Here is a 22,445-nt window from a genome sequence, read left to right as displayed (position 1 = left end):
TCTAGGCTGTCTGCGGCTCGAGCTCGCGGTGGGCTTCGAGGTACCACTCGACAAAGGCCTTAACGCCAGTCGCCAGCGGGGTGGTCGGCTTGTAGCCGGTGAGGGCAACCAGCAGGTCGGCGCTGGCGAATGTCCGGGGGACATCACCCTTCTGCATGGGCAGCATCACGCGCTTTGCCGGTCGGGCCAGCGCCTTTTCGACGGTTTCGACAAAGTCCAGCAGGCTTACCTGCTGACCGCCGCCAATGTTGACGACGCGGAACGGAGCCTGATGCGACAGCGTCTCGACGCGCTCGTCATTCACGCGGTTGCTTTCCGAAGGAATGACGGCGGCCAAACGGACGATCGATTCCACCAGATCGTCGATATAGGTGAAATCCCGGCTCATCTTGCCTTCGCCGTAGATCTCGATCGGCTGGTCCTGCAGGATGTTCTTGACGAACTTGAAGAGCGCCATATCCGGGCGACCCCATGGCCCGTACACCGTGAAGAAGCGGAAAGCCGTCGTCGGAATCTTGTGGAGGTGCGAATAGCTGTGCGCCATCAGCTCCATCGACTTCTTCGTCGCGGCATAGAAGGTGAGAGGCTCGTCGGCGCGGTCCGTTTCGCGGAACGGTACCGACGCGTTGGCGCCGTAGATCGACGAGGTGGAAGCCAGCAGCAGGTGCTGGATCCCGGCGCTTTTGGCTGCCTCCAGAACGTTCCAGGAGCCTTCGAGATTGGAGGTTAGGTAGGCGTGTGGGTTCTCAAGACTGTATCGGACACCTGCCTGCGCAGCCAAGTGAATGATGATATCCGGCTTGGCGGAGGCGACAGCGTCCTCCAAGGCCTTGCGATCCTCAAGCATTGCGGTGACGGCGCGGAACGCCGGGAACTGCGCCAATGCGGCATTCCGCATATGCTTGAGGCGGATGTTGTAATAGTGCGTCATTCCATCGAAGCCGACGACTTCGTGACCGTCCTGAAGCAGGCGGCGGGCAAGATGAAACCCTATGAAGCCGGCCGTGCCGGTGATGAAATAGCGCATTCCTATTGAAGCTCGCTTTTCTTGCCGACAGCGAAGTAGCTGAAGCCGTGGCGGGTAACCTCGGCGGTCGGGTAGATGTTGCGCAGGTCCACCAGAACGGGTTGCCGCACCAGTCCCTTCAGGCGCTTGAAATCGAGCGCGCGGAATTCATCCCATTCCGTCACAAGCACGATGGCGTCGGCGCCTTCGGCAATCTCATATGGGTCCTTGCCGTAGGTGACAGGGCCAAGCAGGTCGCGCGAGGCCTCCATGCCTTCCGGATCGTAGACATGGACCGTCGCACCGCCGTCGAGCAGGGCCTGGACAATCGTGATGGACGGCGCATCGCGCATGTCGTCCGTGTTTGGCTTGAAGGTCAGGCCGAGGATCGCGATCTTCTTGCCGCGCACGCTGCCGCCGCATGCGGCGATCACCTTGCGGCCCATGGCGCGCTTGCGGTTGTCGTTGATTGCGACGGTGGTTTCGATCAGGCGCATCGGGCTGTCGAAATCCTGGGCGGTCTTGACCAGCGCCAGCGTGTCCTTGGGGAAGCACGAGCCGCCGTAGCCGGGACCGGCGTGCAGGAACTTGTCGCCGATGCGCTTGTCCATGCCAATGCCCTTGGACACCTTCTGCACATCCGCGCCGATCTGTTCGCAGAGGTCGGCGATCTCGTTGATGAAGGTGATCTTCATCGCGAGGAAGGCGTTGGCGGCATACTTGATCAGCTCGGACGTGCGGCGTTCGCAGAAGTAAAGCGGTGCTTCGTTGAGATAGAGCGGGCGGTAGACTTCCCGCATGATCTCGATCGCACGCGGCTCTTCCGTCCCAAGAACGATGCGGTCAGGGCGCTTGAAGTCGCTGATCGCGGCGCCCTCGCGGAGGAATTCGGGATTGGAGACGACCGCGATATCCTTGTCCGGGAATTCCTCGCGGAAGATCCGCTCGAGTTCGTCACCGGTTCCAACAGGTACGGTCGACTTGGTCACCACGACGGTGAAGCCGTTGACGGCGGCCGCAATTTCACGGGCTGCCGCGTAGACGTAGCTCAGGTCGGCATGACCGTCGCCACGGCGCGACGGCGTGCCGACAGCGATGAAGACGACATCGGCATCCGCAACCGAAGGAGCCAAGTCCTTGGAGAAGTCCAGGCGACCTGCACTTCGGTTGTTCTCGATGATCGCACCGAGGCCGGGCTCGTAGATCGGCACTTCGCCGGCTTCAAGGGCGTCGATCTTGGCCACGGATTTATCAACGCAGGTTACGTGGTGGCCGAAATCAGCCAGACAAGCACCAGAGACAAGGCCGACATAGCCTGAGCCAATCATCACAATACGCATGGGTTCAATCCCCGAAACATCGAAAGGGTCCCGACCGAGCGGCGGGTTTGTGACGGTGTTACAGAGGTAATTTTATAAGTTCAAGACAAACGAGCCTAGTTCCTTCCGAACTCATCGACGATCCGGATGATGTCGTCTTCGCCGAGATAGGAGCCGGTCTGCACTTCGATCAGCTCGAGCGTGATCTTTCCGGGGTTGGCAAGACGGTGAACTTCGCCAAGCGGAATATAGACCGACTCGTTCTCGCGCAGCATCTGCACGTTGTCGCCAATGGTCACTTCGGCCGTGCCCTTCACCACGATCCAGTGTTCGGAGCGGTGATGGTGCTTCTGCAGTGACAGCTTCATGCCGGGGGTGACGAAGATGCGCTTCACCTGGAAGCGATCGCCATTCAGGATGGAGGTATAGCCGCCCCACGGGCGGTAGGACGTCGGGTGCGTTTCCGTCAGCTTGGATGTCGCGGGCAGGGCGGCGAGCATCTTGACGATATCGCCGACGCCCTGGCTGTCTTCCAGCCGTCCGACATAGACCGCGTCTTCGCTGGCGACGACGGCGATGTTCTCCATGCCTTGCACGGCAAGGTGCACGCCATGCGTCATCACGAGCGAATTCTTCGTGTTGACCAGCGTGGTGTTGGCGGCTGCCACATTGCCAAGTTCGTCACGGCTGCCGCTCTTCCAGACGGAATCCCAGCTGCCGAGGTCCGACCACTTGAACGGCGAAGGAACGACCGCGGCGTTGCTTGTCTTTTCCATGATCGCGTAGTCGATGGAGATATTGGGGCTTGCGGCAAAGGCCGTCTTGTCGAGCCGGATGAAATCGAGGTCCTTGACGCCCTTGGCGACGGCCTCGCTGGCAGCCTTCAGCACCGCCGGCGCGTAATTGGTCATCTCGCTGATCAGGCGGGAGACCGAGAACATGAACATGCCGGAATTCCAGTAGAAGCCTCCCTGTGCCAGCATTTCCTCCGCCTTCGCAAGCGCCGGCTTCTCGATGAAGCGCTTCACCGTCTTCGCGCCGCTCGGAAGGTTGTCGCCGCCTTCAATGTAGCCGTAGCCGGTGGCGGGTTCGCTCGGGTTGATGCCGAAGGTGACGAGTTTTCCGTCGGCGGCAGTGGCTGCGGCCGTCCGCACCGATTCAAAATAGGAATCGTCGGCGACGATCTCATAGTCGGAGCCGAGGACATGCATGATAGTGTCGTCGCCGAAGCGCTCACGCACCAGCGTCGCGGCTGCCGCGACGGCTGCTGCAGTGTTGCGTGCTGTCGGCTCCAGCAGGATGGCCGCGAGGCCGAGATCCAGTTCGCGCGCCTGTTCCGCCACCAGAAAGCGGAACTCCTCGTTGGTGAGCACCACCGGCGTCGTATAGAGCGTCGGGTCGGAGACGCGCAGCAGCGTTTCCTGAAACAGCGTGCGGTCACCGATGAAGCGGATGAATTGCTTTGGCGCAGCGGCGCGCGACAAAGGCCAAAGGCGGGTGCCTTTTCCGCCTGCCATAATCACTGGAACTATCTTCTGCATCACAGCGTCCTCGAATGTTCTTATGTCGTCAATCAGTGTGCGGCCGCCCATTGGCGGATGCCGGCAAGCCCGTCAGCGAGCAGGCCGGCGGCTGCGGCCTCGGTCTCCGACTCGACGTAGCAGCGCATCTCCGGAGCGTTGCCGGAAGGTCTGAAATGGATGATCCGCCGATCCTTGAGCGTCACCCGAAGGCCGTCGATATCGCTGATCGCGTCGACCTCGCCGATGGACCGAAGAAAGGCGGCAAGATTTTCCGGGCCGGCGCGCAGGTAGGCCATAAGCCGGGCGCTTGTCTCGATGGGGAAGTTTTCGAGGCGGTCTGCGGCGGCAACTGGAAGGCGGTACGTGGCGACCAATGCCGAAAGCGGCTGCTTCGTCGATGCTGCGAGCGAAAGCGTCGCCAGTATCGGCAGGAAGCAGTCTCTGGTTGGCAAGGCCCGCAGCGGCTGGCCGTGCACGGAAAAGTCGCTTGCGGTGAGTACGCCACCGTTTGCCTCAAAGCCGGCGACACCGTCACTGCCGGCCGTGCGTGCATCCTGCATGCCTGCAATAACGAAGGGCGATCCGACACGCGTGCGGATCACCCGAAAATTGCCGGCGGATTCGATACCGGAGTTCGATGTGACGGGCGTAACCACGACTTCTGCGTCGAGAAAATTGGCGGTGATCAGCCCCAGGAGGTCGCCGCGCAGCGGCTGGCCACTTTCATCGGCGACCAGCGGGCGATCGCCGTCGCCGTCGGCGGATACGATGGCATCCAGGCCATATTGCTTTGCCGCGTTCTTGAGGATCGCGATGGTTTCCTCGGAGACCGCTTCCGTGTCGACGGGGATGAATGTTTCGGAGCGCCCGAAGGCGATCACCTTGGCGCCGTACTGCTCAAGCAATTCGACCAGGAGGTCGCGAGCAACCGTGCTGTGCTGGTAGACACCGATCGTCAGGCCTGCGAGCGCGCCGTTTTCGAGCAGTCCGCCATTGCGCTGGACAAACAATGACCGGCACTCTTCGGAGCGATCCGGAGCGGTTTTTGCGCCCGGCGTGAAAGAAAAGCCCGCCCGGTCAAGCTCAGCGGCGGCTGCGGTAATCGCCGCTTCGTCGTCCTTGTCGATCTCGCCGTCGGGCCGGTAGAATTTGATGCCGTTTCTGTCGGCGGGAATATGCGAGCCGGTGATCATCAGGCAGGCCGCGCGTTCCTGCAGGCCGTACAGAGCAAGCGCGGGCGTTGGGACCGTGCCGCAGTCGGCTGTCCTGAAGCCAAGGCCGGCAAGCGCATCGACGCAATTTTCAGCCATCTCCGGGCTGGAGTCGCGGAAGTCGCGGCCGACCAGAATCAGATCGCCAGGCTGGGCACGTCGGCTGTCCAGCAGGTATCGACCAAAGGCTGTCGCATAGAGCGCGGAGGCGCGGCCTTTCAGATCCTCGGAAAGGCCTCGTAGCCCGCTTGTACCAAATTTCATCCTGAATAAGCCCTCGGATGCGCTTGAATTCGCTAGTGCTTTGGACGCAATCTACGCAAAGATTGTAAATTTTAACGACTGGCGACCGATAAAATGTCTGCCAAATCCCTTTTCGAAGCAAGTTGAAAGCTCTTCCAGCCGGAAGGGCGGAGGCATGACCATGAATGAACGGACGGTAGCGCTTGAAGAAAGCTGGAGGGATGCTCTCGCTGGAGAGTTCGAAAGTCCCTACATGCAGCAGCTCAAGGCTTTCCTGACGGCGCAGAAGGAGAGTGGCAAGCGGATATTCCCCAAGGGAGCGGAGTATTTTCGCGCCCTGGACCTCACGCCGCTCGCCGACGTCAAGGTCGTCATCCTTGGTCAGGACCCGTATCATGGCCTCGGGCAGGCACATGGTCTGTGCTTCAGCGTTCGGCCCGGTGTGCGAATTCCGCCGTCGCTCGTCAATATCTACAAGGAAATACAAAGCGATCTCGGGATCACCCCGGCCAAGCATGGGTTTCTCGAGCAATGGGCCCGGCAAGGCGTCCTGCTCCTGAACAGCGTTCTCACCGTCGAAGAGGCACAAGCGGCATCCCATCAGGGAAAGGGCTGGGAGAAGTTTACCGACGCGGTGATCCGCAAGGTGAACGATGAATGCGATGCGGTGGTCTTCATGCTTTGGGGCGCCTATGCGCAACGCAAGGCGGCGTTTGTCGACACGTCGCGGCATCTCGTTTTGAAGGCGGCGCATCCTTCGCCGCTTTCGGCACACAATGGATTTTTCGGCTGCGGGCATTTTTCCCAGGCCAATGCCTTCCTTCAGGCACGCGGCCGCGACCCGATCGACTGGCAACTTCCGCTCCAGCCGGAGGACAGCTGACGCATTGCTGAACGAACTGATCTTGTCGTTCACTAAAAGGAGACAATGCGTTCCGGTCGGCGGGACTATTCCTGTCGGCGGTTAAGGATCATCTATCACCCATCGAAAGCCCGCGAGGCGGGCCAGAAAGGGGTCTTAAATGCTCGATCAGATCAAGGGTCTGCACCACGTCACGTCGATGGCGGAGGACGCCCGCACCAACAATCAGTTTTTCACGAATGCGCTCGGTTTGCGCCGGGTCAAGAAAACCGTGAACTTCGACGCACCTGACGTCTATCACCTCTATTACGGTGACGAGACCGGGTCGCCAGGTACGATCATGACCTATTTTCCATTTCCCAAGATGGCCCAGGGTCGTCCCGGCACGGGCGAGGTGGGAACAACGGTCTACTCCATCCCCGAAGGGTCGATCGGCTTCTGGAGCGATCGCCTTTCCAAGCTGAATGTCGGCGGTCTCAAGGCCGAAGAGACATTCGGTGAAAAGCGCTTGAACTTTGCCGGTCCCGACGGCAATGGTTTCGCGCTCGTCGAGGTCAAGGACGATAACCGCCTACCATGGACCCATGGCGGGATCAGCGAGGATCATGCGATCCGCGGCTTCCACTCCGTCGCCATGCGTTTGCGCGATGACGGTGCCACCTCGGAGCTCCTGAAGTTCATGGGCTACCAAGTGCAGGAAGAGCGAGACGGCGTGAAGCGCCTGACAATCCCGGGTGGCAACGGCGCACATCTTGTCGATCTCGAAACCATGCCGAATATCTCGCGCGCCTTGCCGGGTGCGGGGTCGGTCCACCACGTGGCCTTTGCCGTCGAGAACCGTGAAAAGCAGCTCGAAGTCCGCAAGGCGCTGATGGACACGGGCTACCAGGTCACGCCTGTTATCGACCGCGATTACTTTTGGGCGATCTATTTCCGCACGCCGGGTGGCGTCCTGTTCGAGATCGCGACGAACGAACCTGGTTTCGACCGTGACGAGGATACCGCGCATCTCGGTGAAGCACTGAAACTGCCGCAACAGCATCAGCATCTGCGGTCCCTGCTCGAACAGCACCTGCAGCCGCTGGAAGGCTGAGGTGGGAGATTGACATGACCGAAAGCAATTATGTGCACCGGCTGCATGCCGGTGCGCCAGGCAAACCCATTCTCTTCGCTCTTCACGGCACGGGCGGCGACGAAAACCAGTTCTTCGATTTCGTGCGACGCTTGCTGCCGGACGCGACCATCGTTTCGCCGCGCGGCGATATTTCCGAATATGGAGCGGCGCGCTTCTTCAAGCGAACGGGCGAAGGTGTCTACGACATGGCCGATCTCGCGCGCGCGACCGACAAGATGGCTGCCTTTGTCGAGAGACTTGCCGAGGAGCACAGCGCTTCGTCGATCCTGGGCCTCGGCTTTTCAAATGGGGCCAACATTCTTGCCAACGTGCTGATCGAGAAGGGGTTGTTCGACGCTTCGGCGTTGATGCATCCGCTCATTCCGTTCCAGCCCAAGGCAAATCCTGCCTTGGCGGGCCGCAAGATACTGATCACCGCCGGTCAACGGGATCCGATTTGTCCCCCGCCGGTAACGCAGGCACTGGCTGACTATTTCGAAAGCCAGAATGCGTCCGTCGCGACGGAATGGCACCCGGGTGGGCACGATATCCGCCCGAACGAAATCGACGCGGTTCGAGTGCTTTTCGAGCGATATCGATAGATCGACAATGCGTCGGACAGTCTTTTATGAGGCTGTCCGATGCGCGACCGGGCGGCGCCGAGTTGCCGCAAATATAATACGATGATCTCTAGTTGTGTATTCAATCATTTATGGTAATTGTTTGTTAACAATACCTGGGCGGGTGCCCGGTTGTGGATCCGTCGAGGGTTTGCTTTCGGATGAACGAGATTGCCGACCTTCGAACGCTATTCGGCCTGATGCGACGTCAGGTGTGGACGATACTGGCTTTTGCCGCGGCGATCTTCCTGCTGACGCTCATCGTCGTTTTCTCCGTGACGCCGCGATACACCGCGCAAGCACTTCTTCTCGTCGATACCAGTTCCAAGAACCTGCTTGATCCGGATACGGCGTCGGCAAACGGGCTGACGGATAATTCGCGGGTGGAGAGTGAAGTTCGGATCATTCAGTCCGATGCGGTTCTGCTCGATGTCGTCAGGGACGGCAATCTGCTGTCGGATCCGGAGTTTCGGCCGGGTCGTGGCGCGATTGCGCGCGTCCGTGATCTGTTTGGCGGGGAGACTGCCCCGGCATCCGAAAGCGTTGCTCTTGGATCAGTGCTTGCCTCGCTGAAAGACGCGGTCAGGGTTAGGCGAGAAGGCCTGACCTACCTGATCACGGTCGGGGTCACCTCGCAGGATGCCGAGAAGGCTGCAAGGCTCGCCAACCTGGTGACTACAGCCTATGTCAGGAACCAGGTGGACGGCAAGGTCGCTGGTACGATTGCCGCTCGCAACAGCCTCCAGCAGCGGGTGGCCGCGGCCAAGCAGCTGCTGGCAGAGCACGAGATCGAGCTCGACGCCTTTACGGCTTCCCATCATGACCTGCCGGGCTTCAATATCGACGCAGTGCCGCGAATTTCCGCGGCCGGTTTTGGAACCATGGCCGATGGCGGGAGTGCCGTCCCCTCTGCAACGGTGACCCAGTTCTACAGCCTTCAGCAGTCGTCGCAGATTGCCAGAGCTCAGTATCAGAACCTGCTGACCCGACTGCAGGACTTCGAGGCGCAGGCAACGCTGCAACTGGCGGACAGTCGCGTCGTCTCGCAGGCAATGGCGCCAATCGACCCCTCCTATCCGAAGACCTTGCCGATCCTGGCCGTGATGGCGATGGTCGCCGTTGGCATTGGTCTGGGCGCTGCCTTCCTGCGTGAGTTCTTCGTTGGCGGGTTTACCGGCGAAGATCAGGTGAGCGCGGTGTTGAACATTCCGCTGGCAGCGGTGGTGCCGCATCAGGAGGGGAGCGAGCTGGACAAACCACATGGCCGTGGCCTCTCGGACACGATCATAACCGCGCCGCTTTCGGTCTTCTCGGAATCGATCAGGCGGATCAGGGTGTCCGTCGAGCAGGCGCTGCTCAGTCGGGCAGCATTTCTCGATGACGGCCAGGAACAGGGGATCGTGATCATGGTGTCGTCGCCGTCGCATCAGGACGGCAAGTCGACGCTTGCGGCCTCGCTTGCACGAACCTATTCCCGCGCCGGCAAGCGAACGCTGCTGATCGATTGCGATCTGCGCAAGCCCAGCATTCACCGGCATGTTGATCGGGAGCCGACGCCGGCGTTCGTCAATTTGCTGCGGGGGGAGCCTGATCCCGGGCTCGCGAATATCGTCGTGACCGACAATGCGACCAATCTCTCCGTGATCCTGGGCGCGCGCCCGGCCGAGTTTCCGACCGACGACCTGCTGATGAGCCCGAAAATCAGGGCGCTGCTTTCGCGTGCACGTCAGCACTTCGACTATGTGGTAATCGATACGCCGCCGGTCGATGCGGCGGTGGATGCGCTCTATCTTGCGCGCCTGTGCGACGCGGTTCTCTTCGTGGTCCGCTGGGCCAATACGCCTCAAAGCGTGGCTCGCAAGGCTGTTGCCGAGCTCAAGGCAAACGTCCGTGACGGTGTTCCGATCGTTGCTGTGTTGAACCGGCAGGATCAGAAAAAGTGGCTGAGCTTCGGCGGCGCCTATTCGCCGTCGAGGACCTGAGACAATGCCGGCGACCACAGCCGGTTCAAATGTGAATGCAATTTAAGCGATATGCTCGGTTGAGCTTGACATCCAGGTTGTTTTCGTAAAAGTTTAGTTAAATTGCGAATACAACCGACGCCTTATTCTTGATGGAATAGCATATCGGCGGCCCGATATTGGCAGCCGAGCGCGTGGAATAGCATTTTTCAGAAAATCATAGCGAACAAGACATGGTCGAGGGCATGCGGATTCTCGTTCACGACTATTCCGGACATCCGTTCCAGATCGAGCTTTCCCGTTGTCTGGCACGACGGGGCCACACGCTGTCGCACGTCTACTCGGCGAGTTTCCAGACCCCGAAGGGCGACCTCGCCACCAAGGCCGATGATCCCGATACGCTTGACATCGTTGGACTTTCGCTCTCCGAAACCTTCCAGAAGAACAGCTTCTTCAAACGGAGATCGCAGGAAATCGAGTTCGGCCGGATGGTGGCGCGGCAGATCAGGCATTTCCGGCCCGATATCGTCGTGTCCTCCAATGCGCCGCTAGATACACAGGCGTTGATCTACAAGGCCGCGCGTGCCTGTGCCGCGAAGTTCGTCTTCTGGCTTCAGGACATCTATAGCGAGGCGATCAGTCGGGTCGTTCCGAAGGCGCTTCCGGTGTTCGGCGGCGTGATTGCGGCTCGCTACCGGAGACTGGAATATTCGCTCCTGCGACGCAGCGATCATGTGGTTGCGATCACCGAGGATTTTGTTTCGATCCTGCGACAGCAGGGTGTTGTGCAGGCGCGGGTCTCGGTTGTCGAGAACTGGGCGCCGTTGGGCGAGATGACGGACGCTCGAAGCGAAACTGCGCTTCCGGCGGGCGAGGCGGGGCGGGCCCACGCGATCTACGCTGGGACCCTCGGATACAAGCACAATCCCGATATTCTACTCGCCGCCGCCAAGCAGTTGCCCGTTTCCATCGAGGTTTTTTCCGAGGGGAAAGTCGCCGACAGCCTTTCCCGCCGCGCGACCGAGGAAGGTGTTGCCAATCTGTCGGTCAGGGCCTGGGTGCCTTTCGGCGATCTGCCGAAAGTGTTGGCGAAGGCCGATATCCTGATTGCGATGATCGAGCAGGATGCGGGCATATTTTCGGTACCATCCAAGGTATTGACCTATCTCTGCTGCGGGAAGCCCATTCTTGCCGCGATCCCGACGGGAAACCTTGCACGCCGGATCATCGAAAGGGTGCAGGCCGGGCTTGTCTCGTCACCAAGCGATGCGGGGTCGTTTATCGAAAACCTTCGAAAGCTTGCGGGGGATGTGCCTTTGCGCAAGGCGCTCGGCGCGAACGGGCGAGATTACGCGGAGAAGAATTTTGATATTCAACGGATCGGCGATCGTTTCGAGGGGATTTTCGCCGGTCTGTTCTTGCCGGAGTTGAAAGCAATCTAACGCTGGGGGGCGTAGCGTGCGTGGGAAGACTGCTCTTGTCTGTGGTGCCGGTGGCTTCATCGGCAGCCATCTCGTTCAACGATTGAAACATGAGGGCCTTTGGGTTCGCGGGGTCGATCTGAAGTTTCCTGATTACGAGGAAAGTGCGGCCGATGAGTTCGTCATTGGCGATCTCAGGAGCCAGAGCGTTTGCGAACAGGTGATCGACGGTCGCTTCGACGAGGTCTATCAGCTGGCAGCCGACATGGGCGGCGCCGGCTACATCTTCACCGGCGAGCATGATGCCGACATCATCCACAACTCGGCGACCATCAATCTCAACGTGGCCGGTTTCTCCCGGCTGCGGCACATCGATCGCATCTTCTATTCGTCGTCGGCCTGCATCTATCCAGCCTACAACCAGGAAGATCCTGATAACCCCAACTGCCGGGAATCCTCGGCCTATCCGGCCGCGCCGGACAGCGAGTACGGGTGGGAGAAGCTGATCTCGGAGCGGCTTTTCCTGGCCTACAACCGCAATCACGGGATGACCAACCGGATCGCCCGGTATCACAACATTTTCGGCCCGTGCGGGTCCTGGGAGGGCGGCAAGGAGAAGGCGCCGGCGGCGATCTGCCGGAAGGTCGCGATGGCTTCCTCTGGCGGAGAGATCGAAATATGGGGTGATGGGCTGCAAACGCGGTCGTTCCTCTATGTCGACGAATGCATAGAGGGGACGACGCGGCTGACGCGCTCGGACTTTCAGGGACCGGTGAACATCGGGTCGGACGAAATGGTCAGCATAAACACGCTCGTCGATATGGTCTGCGACATCGCGGGCAAGCGTCTTCACAAGCGGCATATTCCTGGGCCGACCGGAGTGCGCGGTCGAAACTCGGACAACCGCCTGATCGAGGAGAAACTCGGCTGGCGTCCTTCACAGAGCCTGACGATCGGTCTTGAGAAGACCTATGAGTGGATAGAGCGGCAGCTGATGCGGAAGGCGGCGTGATGCCGGCTGACGCAACGGTCGCCAGATCGACGGCGCTTCGCAGGATATCTCAGAATGGCCATGCGAACGCTCTGTTGCTGATCGCCAGCTTCGGCATGGGGCAGGGCTCGATCTTTCTCGCGCAGACCTTGCTCGTCAGTCGCGACGCGTTCGATCTTCTCGCGCGTTTCGGCGTGTCCTTCTCCTTTGCGATCCTTGCCTTGATGATTGTCGATTGCGGGTCGGTCACGACGATCGCCAGGCGCGTTTCGCTTGCGGATGCCGCAGGACGGCAGGCCGAGATCGGGCGGTGCTACTGGGCTGCGTGCCGCGTGCGTTTCTGCATTGCCGCCATCGTGGCGACGGTCGGGCTCGGTTATGCCCTCGTGTCGGCGGATCCGTTCTACCGCTTCTATATCTTGTCGGCTATTCCGGCGCTGTTCCTCTGGTCGTTCAATGCCGCAGGGGTGTTCGACGGCATGCAGCTCAGCGGTATCAGCGGAGCGACCAGCGTTCTGGCCTATCTCTCATCGGCGTTTGCTCTCGTGTTTGCAGCGCACGAAGCGCCAAGCACAGCTGGCCTCGTGCTCGGTGCTGCGCTTTCGGCCGGCTATGCCTTTGCCGTCGCGGCCCAGTTGGCGATGCTGCGTCTGCTGGGTTGCTTGCCTCGGCCAGTGAACGTCACGCGGACGCAAAGCCTGGAATTCGCGCGGGAAGGCGGCGCCGTCCTGCTTTCCGTCCTTCCGGGGCAACTGTCATTCCGGTTTCAGATCGTCGTCTGTTCGCTGGTTCTGGGGGAGGTGGCGACCGCGCTCTTCGTTTACGGGCGCCAGATCGCCGCTGCCGCGTCGCAAGTGCTGGACTTCGTTCGCAGGGCACATTTCGCAGTGCTTGCCAGAAATCTGCTATCGGCGGCAAAGCCTTTTCGGGCTGCGTTTCGAACCCAGCGTTTGGCAACCCTGCTGGCGGTGGCCATGGCGTCGGGCCTGCTCGTTGGTGCCGCCGGCTGCTCGATACTGCTCGACGGTGCGCTAGCAAGCGCGGCAGCCGTCGTCGCGCTGTTCTCTGTCGGCATTCTGACCGGCGCCCTGGCGCAAACGGTGGCGCAGGCCGCGCAGGCGCTGGGGCGGTTTGCTCTGGTTGCCTGGGCGATGAATGCCGCCATGATCGCCTGTGTGGCTGCCAGCGCCGGCCTTGGCTGGTGGGTCAGCCTGCCGGGGCTCGCGATCGCGGAGGTTCTGAGCCATGGTGTCATGGTGCTTTGCGTCTGCCGTCCTCTCCGACGGATAACGCCCGCCACTTCGGTCCAGGTCAATCCATGATCCGGATGGGAACCGTACTTGCCCTCTATCTGGCCAATCTTCCTTTCGCCGACAGCGTATTTGTTGTCCTGCTGACTTTACCGATGCTCGCGATGGTGCTGGCGGGCCTCACGCGGATCGAATCAAAGCAGTTTCAGGTCGGAGACGTGTTCTGGTTCTGCCTCTTCATCTATTTCGTGATTTCGCCGCTGCAGCTGCTGCATGGCGACCAGATCGGCGGAACGACGGCGATTACGGCCTTCGCCTACGAGCCGGGGGAGTACGTCGCGGCAATGATCATTGTCGTTCTCTTCTGCCTTCCCTTTCTTTTCGTCTCGATGGAGAAGGGCGAGAGGGCGCCAACCTCGGTGGAGCCAGGGCTGACCGGCCTGCTGGTCGTGAACGTCACGTCCTTTGCGTTGTTCGTTCTGTCGGAAAGCGGTTTTGATCGATTGCTGCTGCCGCGACTTGAGCAGGACCCATCGCAATCATTCATCGCGGGCATGCTGTTTCTGGCCGCGCAATCGGTCACGACCTGCCTGATAGCCGCTCGTTTCCGGGTGGCTCAGCACCGATTTGCAGCAGCCATTCCCTTGCTGGCGACCGTGCTTCTGCTCGCGATCTCACGCAACCCGTTCAACGCGCCGCGTTTCATTCTGCTCGCCGTGTGGGGACCCATCGTGCTTGCGCTCGCCGGCGGCAAGGTTTCCGCCTCGAAATTTTACATCGCCAGCCTGCTCGCGCTGACGGTCGGCTTCCCGATCCTCAATATCACGACGCGATCGGGTCTGAGCGGGCTCTCCGATCTCTCCCAATTGTCCGTTGTCGGCAATTTCTTCGACATTCCTTCCATCGACGTCTACGACACTGCCGTTCACGCCGTTCGTTTCATGTCCGCCCACGATCATCTTTGGGGTGAAAAGCTAACCGCTGTGGTTCTCTTCTTCGTTCCGCGGGCAATGTGGGAAGGAAAGCCGATCGTCGGTGGCCTGGATATTGGCAATGAACTGTTCTCCGCGGGCATGTACGGCACGCCAAACCTGTCGTTCTTTCTCGGCTGCGATTTCTACATGGATTTTGGTTTCCTGGGTGTGGTGCTCGGCGGCACCGTCGCGGCCGTGTTGCTGCGAAGCGCGCTTCGCTCGACCTGGGGCAGCTTCTTCCAGGTTGACGTCATGCATTTCGTTATTGCGTCCTCGCTTCCGATCCTCCTGCGCGGTCCGGTGGGTGCGGTGTTGCCACTCTTTACCTGTCAGATGCTCGTCACGCGACTGGCAGCGATCCCGGTTCGGCGCGACGCGACGCGCGCGGTCAGTGCAGCGGAAGGATAAAGCCGGTGATGGAGATGGAACAGAGGCGACTGGGGATATTGGATGCCCAAGCAAACGGATCGCGGAGCGGCGGCCCGAGCTTCAGCCTCGGGCACCGAGCGCATCGGGCGGTATGGAAGTTGACCTGGGCGCTTCTCGCGGCATGGACGCCGGCTCCGCTTCATCCTTGGCGGGCGCTGCTCCTGAGGCTCTTCGGCGCGAAACTGGCGTCGAATGCGCGCGTCCATGGCTCGGCGAAGATATGGTACCCGCCAAACCTCACAATGGAAGTCAACACGCTGATCGGCCCTGTTGTGACCTGCTACAGCATGGCGCCGATCCGCATCTGCGCGCACGCTATCGTGTCGCAAGGCGCCCATCTTTGCGCCGGCACGCATGACATCGACGACCCGCATTTCCAGCTGGTTGCGCGGCCGATCACGATCGGCGCCAATGCCTGGGTAGCTGCCGAGGCATTCGTCGGGCCGGGCGTGATCGTTGAGGAGGGCGCGGTTCTCGGCGCGCGGGGTGTTGCGTTGAAGGATCTGCCCGCGTGGAGCGTCCACGCGGGAAACCCGGCCCGGTTCATTCGGCAGCGAGCGCGCATTACCAGCCCATAGCAAGCGTGGCGGCGACCCACGCTTCCGCGACGATGGCATAACCCTGGTCGTTGAGATGGATGCCATCGGATCGCAGTGATCGGGGAACGATGCCGGCGGCACGGTCCTCGTCATCGAGCGCGCTCCCATCGCCTGCCGCAAGAAGCGTGGCGTGCAGATCGACATAATGCGGCCCGTAGCGACGGAGCAGTTCGCTGTTCAGATCGAAGATAGCCTGTTTCGTCTGCGGCGTGTCGTTTGCCGAGGTCAGGATCGAGCCGATGAGAAACCGTCCGCTCGTCGTGTGCGCCACCATCGACGCGATATCGGACAGGACGGCCGCCTGATCCGTTGCGTTGTTGCGTCCGGCCCAGATCCATTGAAGATAGCGTCGATGCGACATGGCCTCATCGGATTTGAAGGGTGTTTCATAGGGCACCGGGATGCTGTCACCGGCAAGGCTTCTGGTGAAGTTCCATGTCGAGCCGGATTCGACCGTGAGCGTTCCCCGCGTGCCGGCCAGGGTGCCGCCGGCGCTGGCCGAACTGGTACCGTGGAAGACATCGATTGATCGGTATGTCACCGGAACCTGCGGGTTGTCGTCTCCCCATTCGATCACGATATTGTCGAGCGACCAGACGATTGATGTGCCGCTTGTGAGGATCGCGAGCGCGCCACACACCGGATTGCCGAAATCCATGTTCCCGCTGGTGAAGACGAGCTCGTGATGACCGCTGCTGCTGATCACCCAGGTCGGGTTTCCGTCGGCGGTTCTCGTCGCCCAGCTGCCGCCCGGCGTGTTCAATCCACCGACGTGGATCAGGCCGGTCCCTACGGGAAAGTCGATATCGAAGGCGATGCGGATCAGCTTGCCCTCAGGGATTGCAGCAACTGCCAGCTCGCATCCCCGCAGTGTTCCAGCATCATCGTTTTCAATGACAAGCTTCCCGCCCTCCACACGTATCGGTGTCGTGTGCCCATCCTGTTGGCGGGGCGTCCATCCCTCTGCTGAAGCGCTGAAGCGGTGCGTGGTGGAATAGGTCGGATGGTATGCCGGTATCTGCCCGTCGCCCGGCGTCAGCTGCAGAGCCGTCTCGCTCCCGCCCGCCTCGAACTGTCCGGGGAAAATGCGCAGCGTCAGATCGATCGTGCTGCCTTCGGTGACACTCAGCAGGATGGTGGACCGTACGAACCGGTGCGTCGCCAGCCCCGTTGCTGCGACGTGGCTGCGCGTGCCGTCGAGTTGAAACGAGGGCGCGGCGATTTCGTCGAGGTAGCCTCCCAGTTCATCGGCTTCGATCAGCAGCAGGCGCAAACCGACGACCCCGGCGGTCGATCCGCCGATCAGCTGGGCGTCCGCGGATATCGTCCAGCTGCTGCCCGGCTCGATTTCGTAGTTCGCGGCGATCGCGCCATAGACCAGTCGGCCGATGTCGGTGAACGATGCGGTTGCCGTGCCCTGAATGCGGACATCGCCGTATGGCAAGCCAGTCTCGTCGCGGCCCTTCTGCACGAGCTGATGGCTGAGCCCGTTGATGCTGCCGTCTTCGAATGTGTCCATCCAGTCGCGGCTATGCGGGTAAAGGTTCGTGGGGTTGCTGTCGCGCACAGCGATGAGCAGCGACAAGCCGCCCTGACGGGCCGCGATTTCGGTCGAACTCTGCCCGCCGATGCCGCGGTTCGCCACGTTTCGCGCGGGAGTGAAGAGGTTGGAGGCAACCGCGGGATATGCCTGAGCAAGACTTGAGGCACCGGCGCCTGCGGTGAGACTGTCGCCGTAGGCGACGATCGGGAGAGGCACCGGCGCTTTCGGGACATCGGGTTGAGCGACACCAAGGCTGAAACCAACATGCATTTGAGATCTCCATACGATGCTAGGAGTTTAATCCTAAGGCATGGTCGGTGTGCGGGGATAGGAAAGCGGCGGTGGCACTTCAGAGAAGGGCGGATGGATGTGGGGTGCTTTCTGGACGGGCCCTCCATAAGACCGGAAACGCTCCGTTAAATCCGCCGCCGCCGTCGATCACGTTTCTGCCGCTCCAATTCTCTCCCTTCTGGCACGTAGCTTTTGACCGATTGAACTGACAGGGTATCCTCTCCGGCCTTCCTGATGCTTAGAACGGGAAGCTAGCCGCATCGATATGAAGGACGACGGGAAGCTAAGTGTGCCGTGGTCCAGTGGTTGGTAACCAGCGGCCGGTAGCAGATGATACCAAAGCAGATGGATACGCGCTGCCAGTGCGTTCGGGAGAACTACCTATGATGTCCACAAAGAGTATATGGGGGCGCTTCATGCTGATCCACTCACTGTGAGCCCCCGCATGCTGCAGAACCCGGCTCTACCAGGGGCAGTGGGTATGATCACGTCTGCTTTGCGCCAGCAGGAGACATTGCGGCAATAGAGTGAATAGCTTTATCTCGCGATATACAGGGTGAACCAAGAGGGAAAGACACTCTCGTTTATGTCGCTGGACCGTTCATCGTTCTATTTATCATTTTTTTGGCAACGAGCCCTTTTGCTTTGATCTTTCACGCTATGATCGCTTTCACCAAGCGGAGGAACGGCAGTTTAGCAGCGACCGCCTTGTACGGCGCTGAAGTGATTGGGGTATATCTTTGGTTCAGATGGATTATCGACCCGATTAATGCGGGCTTCGATGCCAACCTTTATGATGGCCCTGTCGGCTTCGGGGCGGGTATGTTTGGGGGCTTCATCATGTTCTTTGCCGGAATGCTAGTGATACTTAACGGTATCGGGCTGTGCCGATTATTGCGCAAAGCCCCGCAGTGACGATTGCGGAACCGGCATGGCTCGGTCAAAAGGGTGAGTAATGGTCTACAATTATGCATTTTGCGCAGTTTTGTTGGTCCTTGTTGTTTGGAATTTCTATATTGGCTGGATAAACAGCGGATATATCGTGAGGGCTAGGTCACTAGGGATATCATCAACTGGAGTGTACTTCGGGTTGGTGAACTACAAAGACCCACGGTGCCCCCCTGATCTCCGCGCTAAGGTGACCCGCCTATTGCGAACATCGGTAGCTTTCAATCTGGTCTGCGTTCTGCTGCTTCTTGCTATTGCGCACGCCCATCCTCTTTGAGATTAATATTGTCGCGGCAGATCAACAGTCTTGAAGCGGGACACGATGTTGGCCCCTTGGACCAGTGGTCCCTATGTCTGCTCTGGGCCGAGAGCAGACAACTGCCTTGGCCGCTTCGCGCCATATGCAGACTTTTGAACGCGGTTAGTTCCATCCCCACTTCCCTGCTTGGCTGCCAGCAAAAGCGAGTAAGCTGATAAGAAACATCAGCGGGAATATTCGTATTGAAAGCCAAGCAGTCAGTTCTGGAGTCAGGTCTTTAACGTCACGAATTTTCCCAAAGAATGGGATCATCATCGCAATCATTACGCAGAAGATGATGGCTGCGGCACCAAAGAATAAGTTGGTAATCATTCCTATGGTTCTCCATGACTGCCAGAATGCGGACGCGCTTAAATCCTGCGATAGCTATCTGCTAGCAGCCTGAATATGGCTATGATCCTCGGGGCGAACACTGCTAGGAAGGGCGGTACAAGAAAGGCGACCAGCTTGGCTTTTTCGAGATGCTTCACTGGCGGATGCAACGTGACGACAGCGGAGCCCGCCACAAACAACACCACGAAAAAGGCACAGCCCGCAGCCAGCTTGAACAACCGTGTAAACTCATCCTCTGAACTGGCCTTGGCTTGTTCAGCTTGAACCGCGAGGTCCAAACCGGGACGAAAGTTCCAAATGAAGGAGCCGATTGCCATAAGCACACCAAGCATTAGGCAATCGAATGGCGATAGGTTCAGATCGAAAGCAAATGTCGCGATACGAAGCAATATGAATGCCCCAATGGTTGCGAATATCGTGAGTTCGCTGCGTCTATTGTATGTCGCCTTGTTGATCATTTTCGCTCCGCAGCCTTCGAGGCTTCTAGCCATCAGAATAACCTAGGCGCGATAATTCCACTCTAATGCAACCGATAAAAATCTATGAATCTTGGCGAAATGACTGCTTAGGGCCGTTAGGTGACGTCCGGGCGGGGCACAGCACCAAGGTTGGAAATTTATCTTTGAACGCTCTCGTCATCGTGGATTTCAGATCGCGAGGAAGCTTGAGTTCGTCTAGCTGTTCGGGCGTGGGTTCCGGCGCAAAGTCGATGGTGTCGAATACAGCGACGGTAGTGTCGTGCTTAAGTGAGAAGGTCGTCACCAAATCGATCGCGCCGTGGCGAGATGCTATCGTAAGACGATGAGACCCGAGATCGACTAATTTGACATTCTCTTGAAGAACGCGCTTCCCGCTCGTTTCAACGAGCACTAAGTTGCCTTGGTCTACAGCGAGAAAGTCCCCACCACACGATGAACCTAAAGCATGGAGTTCGCTGCTCGTAAATTTCGCAACGTCAGGACTTTTGGTTTCCGGCGAGCACCCAACGGAAGCGGTAGCAAGCAAGACCAAAGCTAATGGCCCTCTAGGGAGCATGACGTATCCTCGCGCGGCGTTCTCTGAAAAAAACCACCGCGTGCGTCGTAAGGTTTCGTGAAGACAACCTTTGGTATTTTACAGTTATACTGGCGCCTTAGCCGCTTCGGGCCGATAGCGGACTCAGCGCCCATCATCAAAAGGTATGTCGCCGCTAGGGAGCGCCTGGCGATGCCCGGCTCTGTTTTCTTGTCCGAAAGGTAGTGCGGATCTGTCCAGAAAGCCGTGCCGCGCCAGAGTGGACGCGGCGCTGCCGAGACTGCCTGATGTTCAGATATGCTACGCTTGATTTCGAGAATTATTGGATGCTTCATGTTGTCTTAAGTAATTCCCTTGAGATTGTAATTTCGTTGCTCCATGATGTTGTCGATGCAAAGAGTTTCTCGCGTCGCGCATCGTGACGATCGATGCAGATCGTTTCAGCCATGAGCATGTTTCTTTATTGCCGGTTGTTGTCATGCGCCGCTGGACTCGATTTTGATCTGCGTCCAGCCTGATCGTACGTGCGGCGGATATGATGTAGGAAGATTGCATGAATTCGGAGTTTGCCGTTCGTCCGATGCGGCCCGGTGAGTTGGAGCTTGTACTCGAATGGGCTCGACAGGAGGGATGGAACCCGGGTCTCGATGACTCGCTCGCCTTCCATGATGCAGATCCCTCCGGCTTCTTCGTCGGGGCACTCGGAGAAGTGCCTGTCGGATCGATTTCCGTCGTCAAGTATGGCGATGCCTTTGCCTTCCTCGGCCTTTATATGGTGCATCCCGATTTTCGCGGCCGAGGATATGGCAAGGCCATCTGGGATATCGGCATGGCATCGGCTGAAGGCCGGTCGATCGGTCTCGATGGCGTCACCGCGCAGCAGGACAATTACCGCAAGGTCGGTTTTGAAACGGCCTACCAGACTGTTCGCTACGGCGGCGTGATTTCCTCCCTGCCGCAATCACCCCTGGTGGCGCACGCCGTATCCGACAAGCTCGACGGCTTGTTGCGCTACGATACGACGGTCTTTGGAGCGCCACGATCGGCCTTCGTTTCATCGTGGTGCGCGGAGCGCAAGCATCGCCGCACGGCAATCGTGCGCAAGAACGGCAAGATCCGTGGTTATGGCACGATCCGCCGCTGTTATGAGGGCTACAAGATCGGGCCGCTCTTTGCGGCTGATGTGGATAGTGCTGCCGCGCTACTGGCGGTCCTCGGGCCGGAAGCGGAGGGCGCGCAGGTCTACATCGATGTTCCCGTCAACAACAAGGATGCAGTTGCCCTTGTCGAAGGCATGGGGCTCGAGCCCGTTTTCGAGACAGCCCGCATGTATCGGGGAACGGCGCCGGCGGTGCCGCTTCGAAACGTGTTCGGCGTCACGACGCTGGAACTCGGCTAATCCATCGCGGATGCAGGCATCGCTGTTGCGGTGCCCTTCGGGCGTCCCTTCTCGGCAATGGCGATGCCGCCGAGCGCCAGAGCGAGCGCGATAACATGAAACAGCTGCAAGCTCTCACCTAGCAAGGCCACGGACAGCAACGTGCCGAAGACCGGCACGAGATTGATGAATAGTCCGGCACGATTGGCGCCGATCGATTCTACGCCCTTGATATAGAGGACCTGCGCCAGCAACGATGCGAAGATCGCCGTATAGATGGTAATGAGCCAGCCATTCTGGTCGGGCATCTGCATGGCTCCCTGCGTGCTTTCCCACAGCAGGAGCGGTATCGCGGTCAGCATCGCACCGAGCGCTGGTATCGCCATCAGCGTGCGCCAGTCGAGCGGAGGCTTCCACCGCAGAAAGATCGTGTAGATCGAGTAGGCAGCCACGGCGACCAGCATCAGGCCGTCACCGCGATTGAGGCCGAGTTGCAGCAGGGTGGCGAGATTGCCATGCGCCGCCGTAAGCGCAACGCCTATAAGCGTCAGACCGAAGCCGGCAATCTGGGCGAAAGAAATGGCTGTGCGGAAGAGTATAAAATTGAGCAGGAAGATCAGTATCGGAATGCCGGCCTGTTCGATTGCGACATTGATCGCTGTCGTATACTTTACTGCGGAATAGAGCATCGCGTTGAAAAGCGTGTAGCCAATAATGCCGTAGAAGAAGAGCAGGGGGAGATTTTTCCGAACGACGGGCCAGTCGCGCTTCAACTGCGGCAAGGAGATTGCGGCGATCAGCGCGGTTGCCAGAAACCAGCGCAGAAAAGTCAGCATCATCGGGCTGACATGCCCGAGGGCAAGCTTGCCGGCGACAGTATTGCCGCCCCAGCAAAGGGCAGCAACGACGAGGCAGATATAGGCAGTAAATCGCACAGCCGATTCTTTCCAGCGCGTGCGGAGACGGCGCTTAGTTTCTCTTAATCAACGGGCAGGTAGCCCGCGCTTAGCTGATTTGTCACGTAAAAAGCCGATTCAGGCGGCAATACAGGGTCGCTTTCCCAAAAACAAAGTTTTATAGATGCGCGGGTTTGAGC

19 protein-coding genes are annotated in these 22,445 nt (G+C 59.4%); 11 read left to right on the top strand and 8 right to left on the bottom strand.

The window, feature by feature from the left end; all coding sequences use genetic code 11:
- Position 1: 1 nt before the first annotated feature.
- The 4 genes from A6U87_RS10465 to A6U87_RS10450 all read right to left on the bottom strand — a co-directional run bounded on the left by A6U87_RS10465 (position 2) and on the right by A6U87_RS10450 (position 5,323).
- Positions 2-1,027 carry an NAD-dependent epimerase gene (locus A6U87_RS10465; RefSeq protein ID WP_065691200.1) on the bottom strand — a complete coding sequence of 342 codons (1,026 nt, stop codon included), beginning with the start codon at positions 1,025-1,027 and terminating at the stop codon, positions 2-4.
- 2 nt (positions 1,028-1,029) lie between these two features.
- Positions 1,030-2,346 (bottom strand): UDP-glucose/GDP-mannose dehydrogenase family protein, encoded by a 1,317-nt coding sequence (locus A6U87_RS10460; RefSeq protein WP_065691199.1) that lies wholly within the window; start codon positions 2,344-2,346, stop codon positions 1,030-1,032.
- A 95-nt stretch (positions 2,347-2,441) separates the two neighbouring features.
- On the bottom strand, positions 2,442-3,869 hold the full coding sequence (locus A6U87_RS10455) for a mannose-1-phosphate guanylyltransferase/mannose-6-phosphate isomerase (RefSeq protein ID WP_065691246.1): 1,428 nt from the start codon (positions 3,867-3,869) through the stop codon (positions 2,442-2,444).
- Positions 3,870-3,898: 29 nt separating this feature from the next.
- The gene (locus A6U87_RS10450) at positions 3,899-5,323 is read right to left on the bottom strand and encodes a phosphomannomutase (RefSeq protein ID WP_065691198.1); all 1,425 of its coding nucleotides are present in this window, start codon (positions 5,321-5,323) and stop codon (positions 3,899-3,901) included.
- A 160-nt stretch (positions 5,324-5,483) separates the two neighbouring features.
- Here A6U87_RS10450 and ung point away from each other — a divergent pair, with 160 nt between their 5' ends.
- From ung to A6U87_RS10405, 9 genes are all read left to right on the top strand, one after another.
- Complete coding sequence (ung, locus tag A6U87_RS10445; RefSeq protein WP_065691245.1) at positions 5,484-6,185, top strand: uracil-DNA glycosylase; 702 nt, start codon at positions 5,484-5,486, stop codon at positions 6,183-6,185.
- Positions 6,186-6,324: 139 nt separating this feature from the next.
- Positions 6,325-7,257 carry a VOC family protein gene (locus tag A6U87_RS10440; protein WP_065691197.1) on the top strand — a complete coding sequence of 311 codons (933 nt, stop codon included), beginning with the start codon at positions 6,325-6,327 and terminating at the stop codon, positions 7,255-7,257.
- Positions 7,258-7,271: 14 nt separating this feature from the next.
- Positions 7,272-7,880, top strand: coding sequence for an alpha/beta hydrolase (locus A6U87_RS10435; protein ID WP_065691196.1), 609 nt, complete (start codon positions 7,272-7,274; stop codon positions 7,878-7,880).
- A gap of 179 nt (positions 7,881-8,059) precedes the next feature.
- On the top strand, positions 8,060-9,880 hold the full coding sequence (locus A6U87_RS10430; RefSeq protein WP_065691195.1) for a polysaccharide biosynthesis tyrosine autokinase: 1,821 nt from the start codon (positions 8,060-8,062) through the stop codon (positions 9,878-9,880).
- 212 nt (positions 9,881-10,092) lie between these two features.
- The gene (locus A6U87_RS10425) at positions 10,093-11,301 is read left to right on the top strand and encodes a glycosyltransferase family 4 protein (protein ID WP_065691194.1); all 1,209 of its coding nucleotides are present in this window, start codon (positions 10,093-10,095) and stop codon (positions 11,299-11,301) included.
- Between the two features lie 16 nt (positions 11,302-11,317).
- A complete protein-coding gene (locus tag A6U87_RS10420; RefSeq protein WP_065691193.1) occupies positions 11,318-12,292 on the top strand; it encodes an NAD-dependent epimerase/dehydratase family protein in 975 nt (324 codons plus the stop codon).
- On the top strand, positions 12,256-13,593 hold the full coding sequence (locus tag A6U87_RS10415; RefSeq protein ID WP_141683938.1) for a hypothetical protein: 1,338 nt from the start codon (positions 12,256-12,258) through the stop codon (positions 13,591-13,593). Before A6U87_RS10420 ends, A6U87_RS10415 begins: the two co-directional genes overlap by 37 nt.
- Positions 13,590-14,903: a hypothetical protein gene (locus A6U87_RS10410; RefSeq protein WP_065691191.1), complete on the top strand. Its 1,314-nt coding sequence runs from the start codon at positions 13,590-13,592 to the stop codon at positions 14,901-14,903. Before A6U87_RS10415 ends, A6U87_RS10410 begins: the two co-directional genes overlap by 4 nt.
- 8 nt (positions 14,904-14,911) lie before the next feature.
- Positions 14,912-15,502 (top strand): putative colanic acid biosynthesis acetyltransferase, encoded by a 591-nt coding sequence (locus A6U87_RS10405; RefSeq protein ID WP_342587884.1) that lies wholly within the window; start codon positions 14,912-14,914, stop codon positions 15,500-15,502.
- Here A6U87_RS10405 and A6U87_RS10400 read toward each other — a convergent pair.
- Positions 15,489-17,336 carry an SGNH/GDSL hydrolase family protein gene (locus tag A6U87_RS10400; protein ID WP_065691190.1) on the bottom strand — a complete coding sequence of 616 codons (1,848 nt, stop codon included), beginning with the start codon at positions 17,334-17,336 and terminating at the stop codon, positions 15,489-15,491. The two genes, A6U87_RS10405 and A6U87_RS10400, sit on opposite strands and share 14 nt — an antisense overlap.
- Before the next feature lie 681 nt (positions 17,337-18,017).
- On the opposite strand from A6U87_RS10400, the gene A6U87_RS10395 reads away from it, so the two are divergent.
- Positions 18,018-18,272, top strand: coding sequence for a hypothetical protein (locus A6U87_RS10395; RefSeq protein ID WP_065691189.1), 255 nt, complete (start codon positions 18,018-18,020; stop codon positions 18,270-18,272).
- A gap of 454 nt (positions 18,273-18,726) precedes the next feature.
- Here the strand turns inward: A6U87_RS10395 and A6U87_RS10390 are convergent, their stop codons facing one another.
- Both A6U87_RS10390 and A6U87_RS10385 read right to left on the bottom strand, forming a co-directional pair.
- Positions 18,727-18,936: a hypothetical protein gene (locus tag A6U87_RS10390; protein WP_065691188.1), complete on the bottom strand. Its 210-nt coding sequence runs from the start codon at positions 18,934-18,936 to the stop codon at positions 18,727-18,729.
- Positions 18,937-18,974: 38 nt separating this feature from the next.
- A complete protein-coding gene (locus tag A6U87_RS10385) occupies positions 18,975-19,448 on the bottom strand; it encodes a hypothetical protein (RefSeq protein ID WP_141683937.1) in 474 nt (157 codons plus the stop codon).
- Between the two features lie 1,076 nt (positions 19,449-20,524).
- On the opposite strand from A6U87_RS10385, the gene A6U87_RS10375 reads away from it, so the two are divergent.
- Entirely contained in the window at positions 20,525-21,370 is an 846-nt protein-coding gene (locus tag A6U87_RS10375; protein WP_065691185.1) for a GNAT family N-acetyltransferase, read from the top strand.
- Here the strand turns inward: A6U87_RS10375 and A6U87_RS10370 are convergent.
- Positions 21,367-22,284 carry a DMT family transporter gene (locus A6U87_RS10370; protein WP_065691184.1) on the bottom strand — a complete coding sequence of 306 codons (918 nt, stop codon included), beginning with the start codon at positions 22,282-22,284 and terminating at the stop codon, positions 21,367-21,369. The genes A6U87_RS10375 and A6U87_RS10370 overlap by 4 nt on opposite strands.
- Between the last annotated feature and the right edge of the window lie 161 nt (positions 22,285-22,445).

Origin of the sequence: Rhizobium sp. AC44/96 (assembly GCF_001692185.1) — a bacterium.
Taxonomy (GTDB): domain Bacteria; phylum Pseudomonadota; class Alphaproteobacteria; order Rhizobiales; family Rhizobiaceae; genus Rhizobium.
This window is presented reverse-complemented; position numbering and strand designations above follow the sequence as displayed.

Bases quoted from the DNA above. Each gene is read 5' to 3' on its own strand.
- A6U87_RS10390 (WP_065691188.1), bottom strand. From the start codon at position 18,936: ATGATTACCAACTTATTCTTTGGTGCCGCAGCCATCATCTTCTGCGTA.
- A6U87_RS10465 (WP_065691200.1), bottom strand. From the start codon at position 1,027: ATGCGCTATTTCATCACCGGCACGGCCGGCTTCATAGGGTTTCATCTT.
- A6U87_RS10395 (WP_065691189.1), top strand. From the start codon at position 18,018: ATGATCGCTTTCACCAAGCGGAGGAACGGCAGTTTAGCAGCGACCGCC.
- A6U87_RS10425 (WP_065691194.1), top strand. From the start codon at position 10,093: ATGGTCGAGGGCATGCGGATTCTCGTTCACGACTATTCCGGACATCCG.
- A6U87_RS10410 (WP_065691191.1), top strand. From the start codon at position 13,590: ATGATCCGGATGGGAACCGTACTTGCCCTCTATCTGGCCAATCTTCCT.
- A6U87_RS10375 (WP_065691185.1), top strand. From the start codon at position 20,525: ATGAATTCGGAGTTTGCCGTTCGTCCGATGCGGCCCGGTGAGTTGGAG.
- A6U87_RS10400 (WP_065691190.1), bottom strand. From the start codon at position 17,336: ATGCATGTTGGTTTCAGCCTTGGTGTCGCTCAACCCGATGTCCCGAAA.
- A6U87_RS10440 (WP_065691197.1), top strand. From the start codon at position 6,325: ATGCTCGATCAGATCAAGGGTCTGCACCACGTCACGTCGATGGCGGAG.
- A6U87_RS10430 (WP_065691195.1), top strand. From the start codon at position 8,060: ATGAACGAGATTGCCGACCTTCGAACGCTATTCGGCCTGATGCGACGT.
- A6U87_RS10460 (WP_065691199.1), bottom strand. From the start codon at position 2,346: ATGCGTATTGTGATGATTGGCTCAGGCTATGTCGGCCTTGTCTCTGGT.
- ung (WP_065691245.1), top strand. From the start codon at position 5,484: ATGAATGAACGGACGGTAGCGCTTGAAGAAAGCTGGAGGGATGCTCTC.
- A6U87_RS10450 (WP_065691198.1), bottom strand. From the start codon at position 5,323: ATGAAATTTGGTACAAGCGGGCTACGAGGCCTTTCCGAGGATCTGAAA.
- A6U87_RS10385 (WP_141683937.1), bottom strand. From the start codon at position 19,448: ATGGCTAGAAGCCTCGAAGGCTGCGGAGCGAAAATGATCAACAAGGCG.
- A6U87_RS10405 (WP_342587884.1), top strand. From the start codon at position 14,912: ATGGAGATGGAACAGAGGCGACTGGGGATATTGGATGCCCAAGCAAAC.
- A6U87_RS10435 (WP_065691196.1), top strand. From the start codon at position 7,272: ATGACCGAAAGCAATTATGTGCACCGGCTGCATGCCGGTGCGCCAGGC.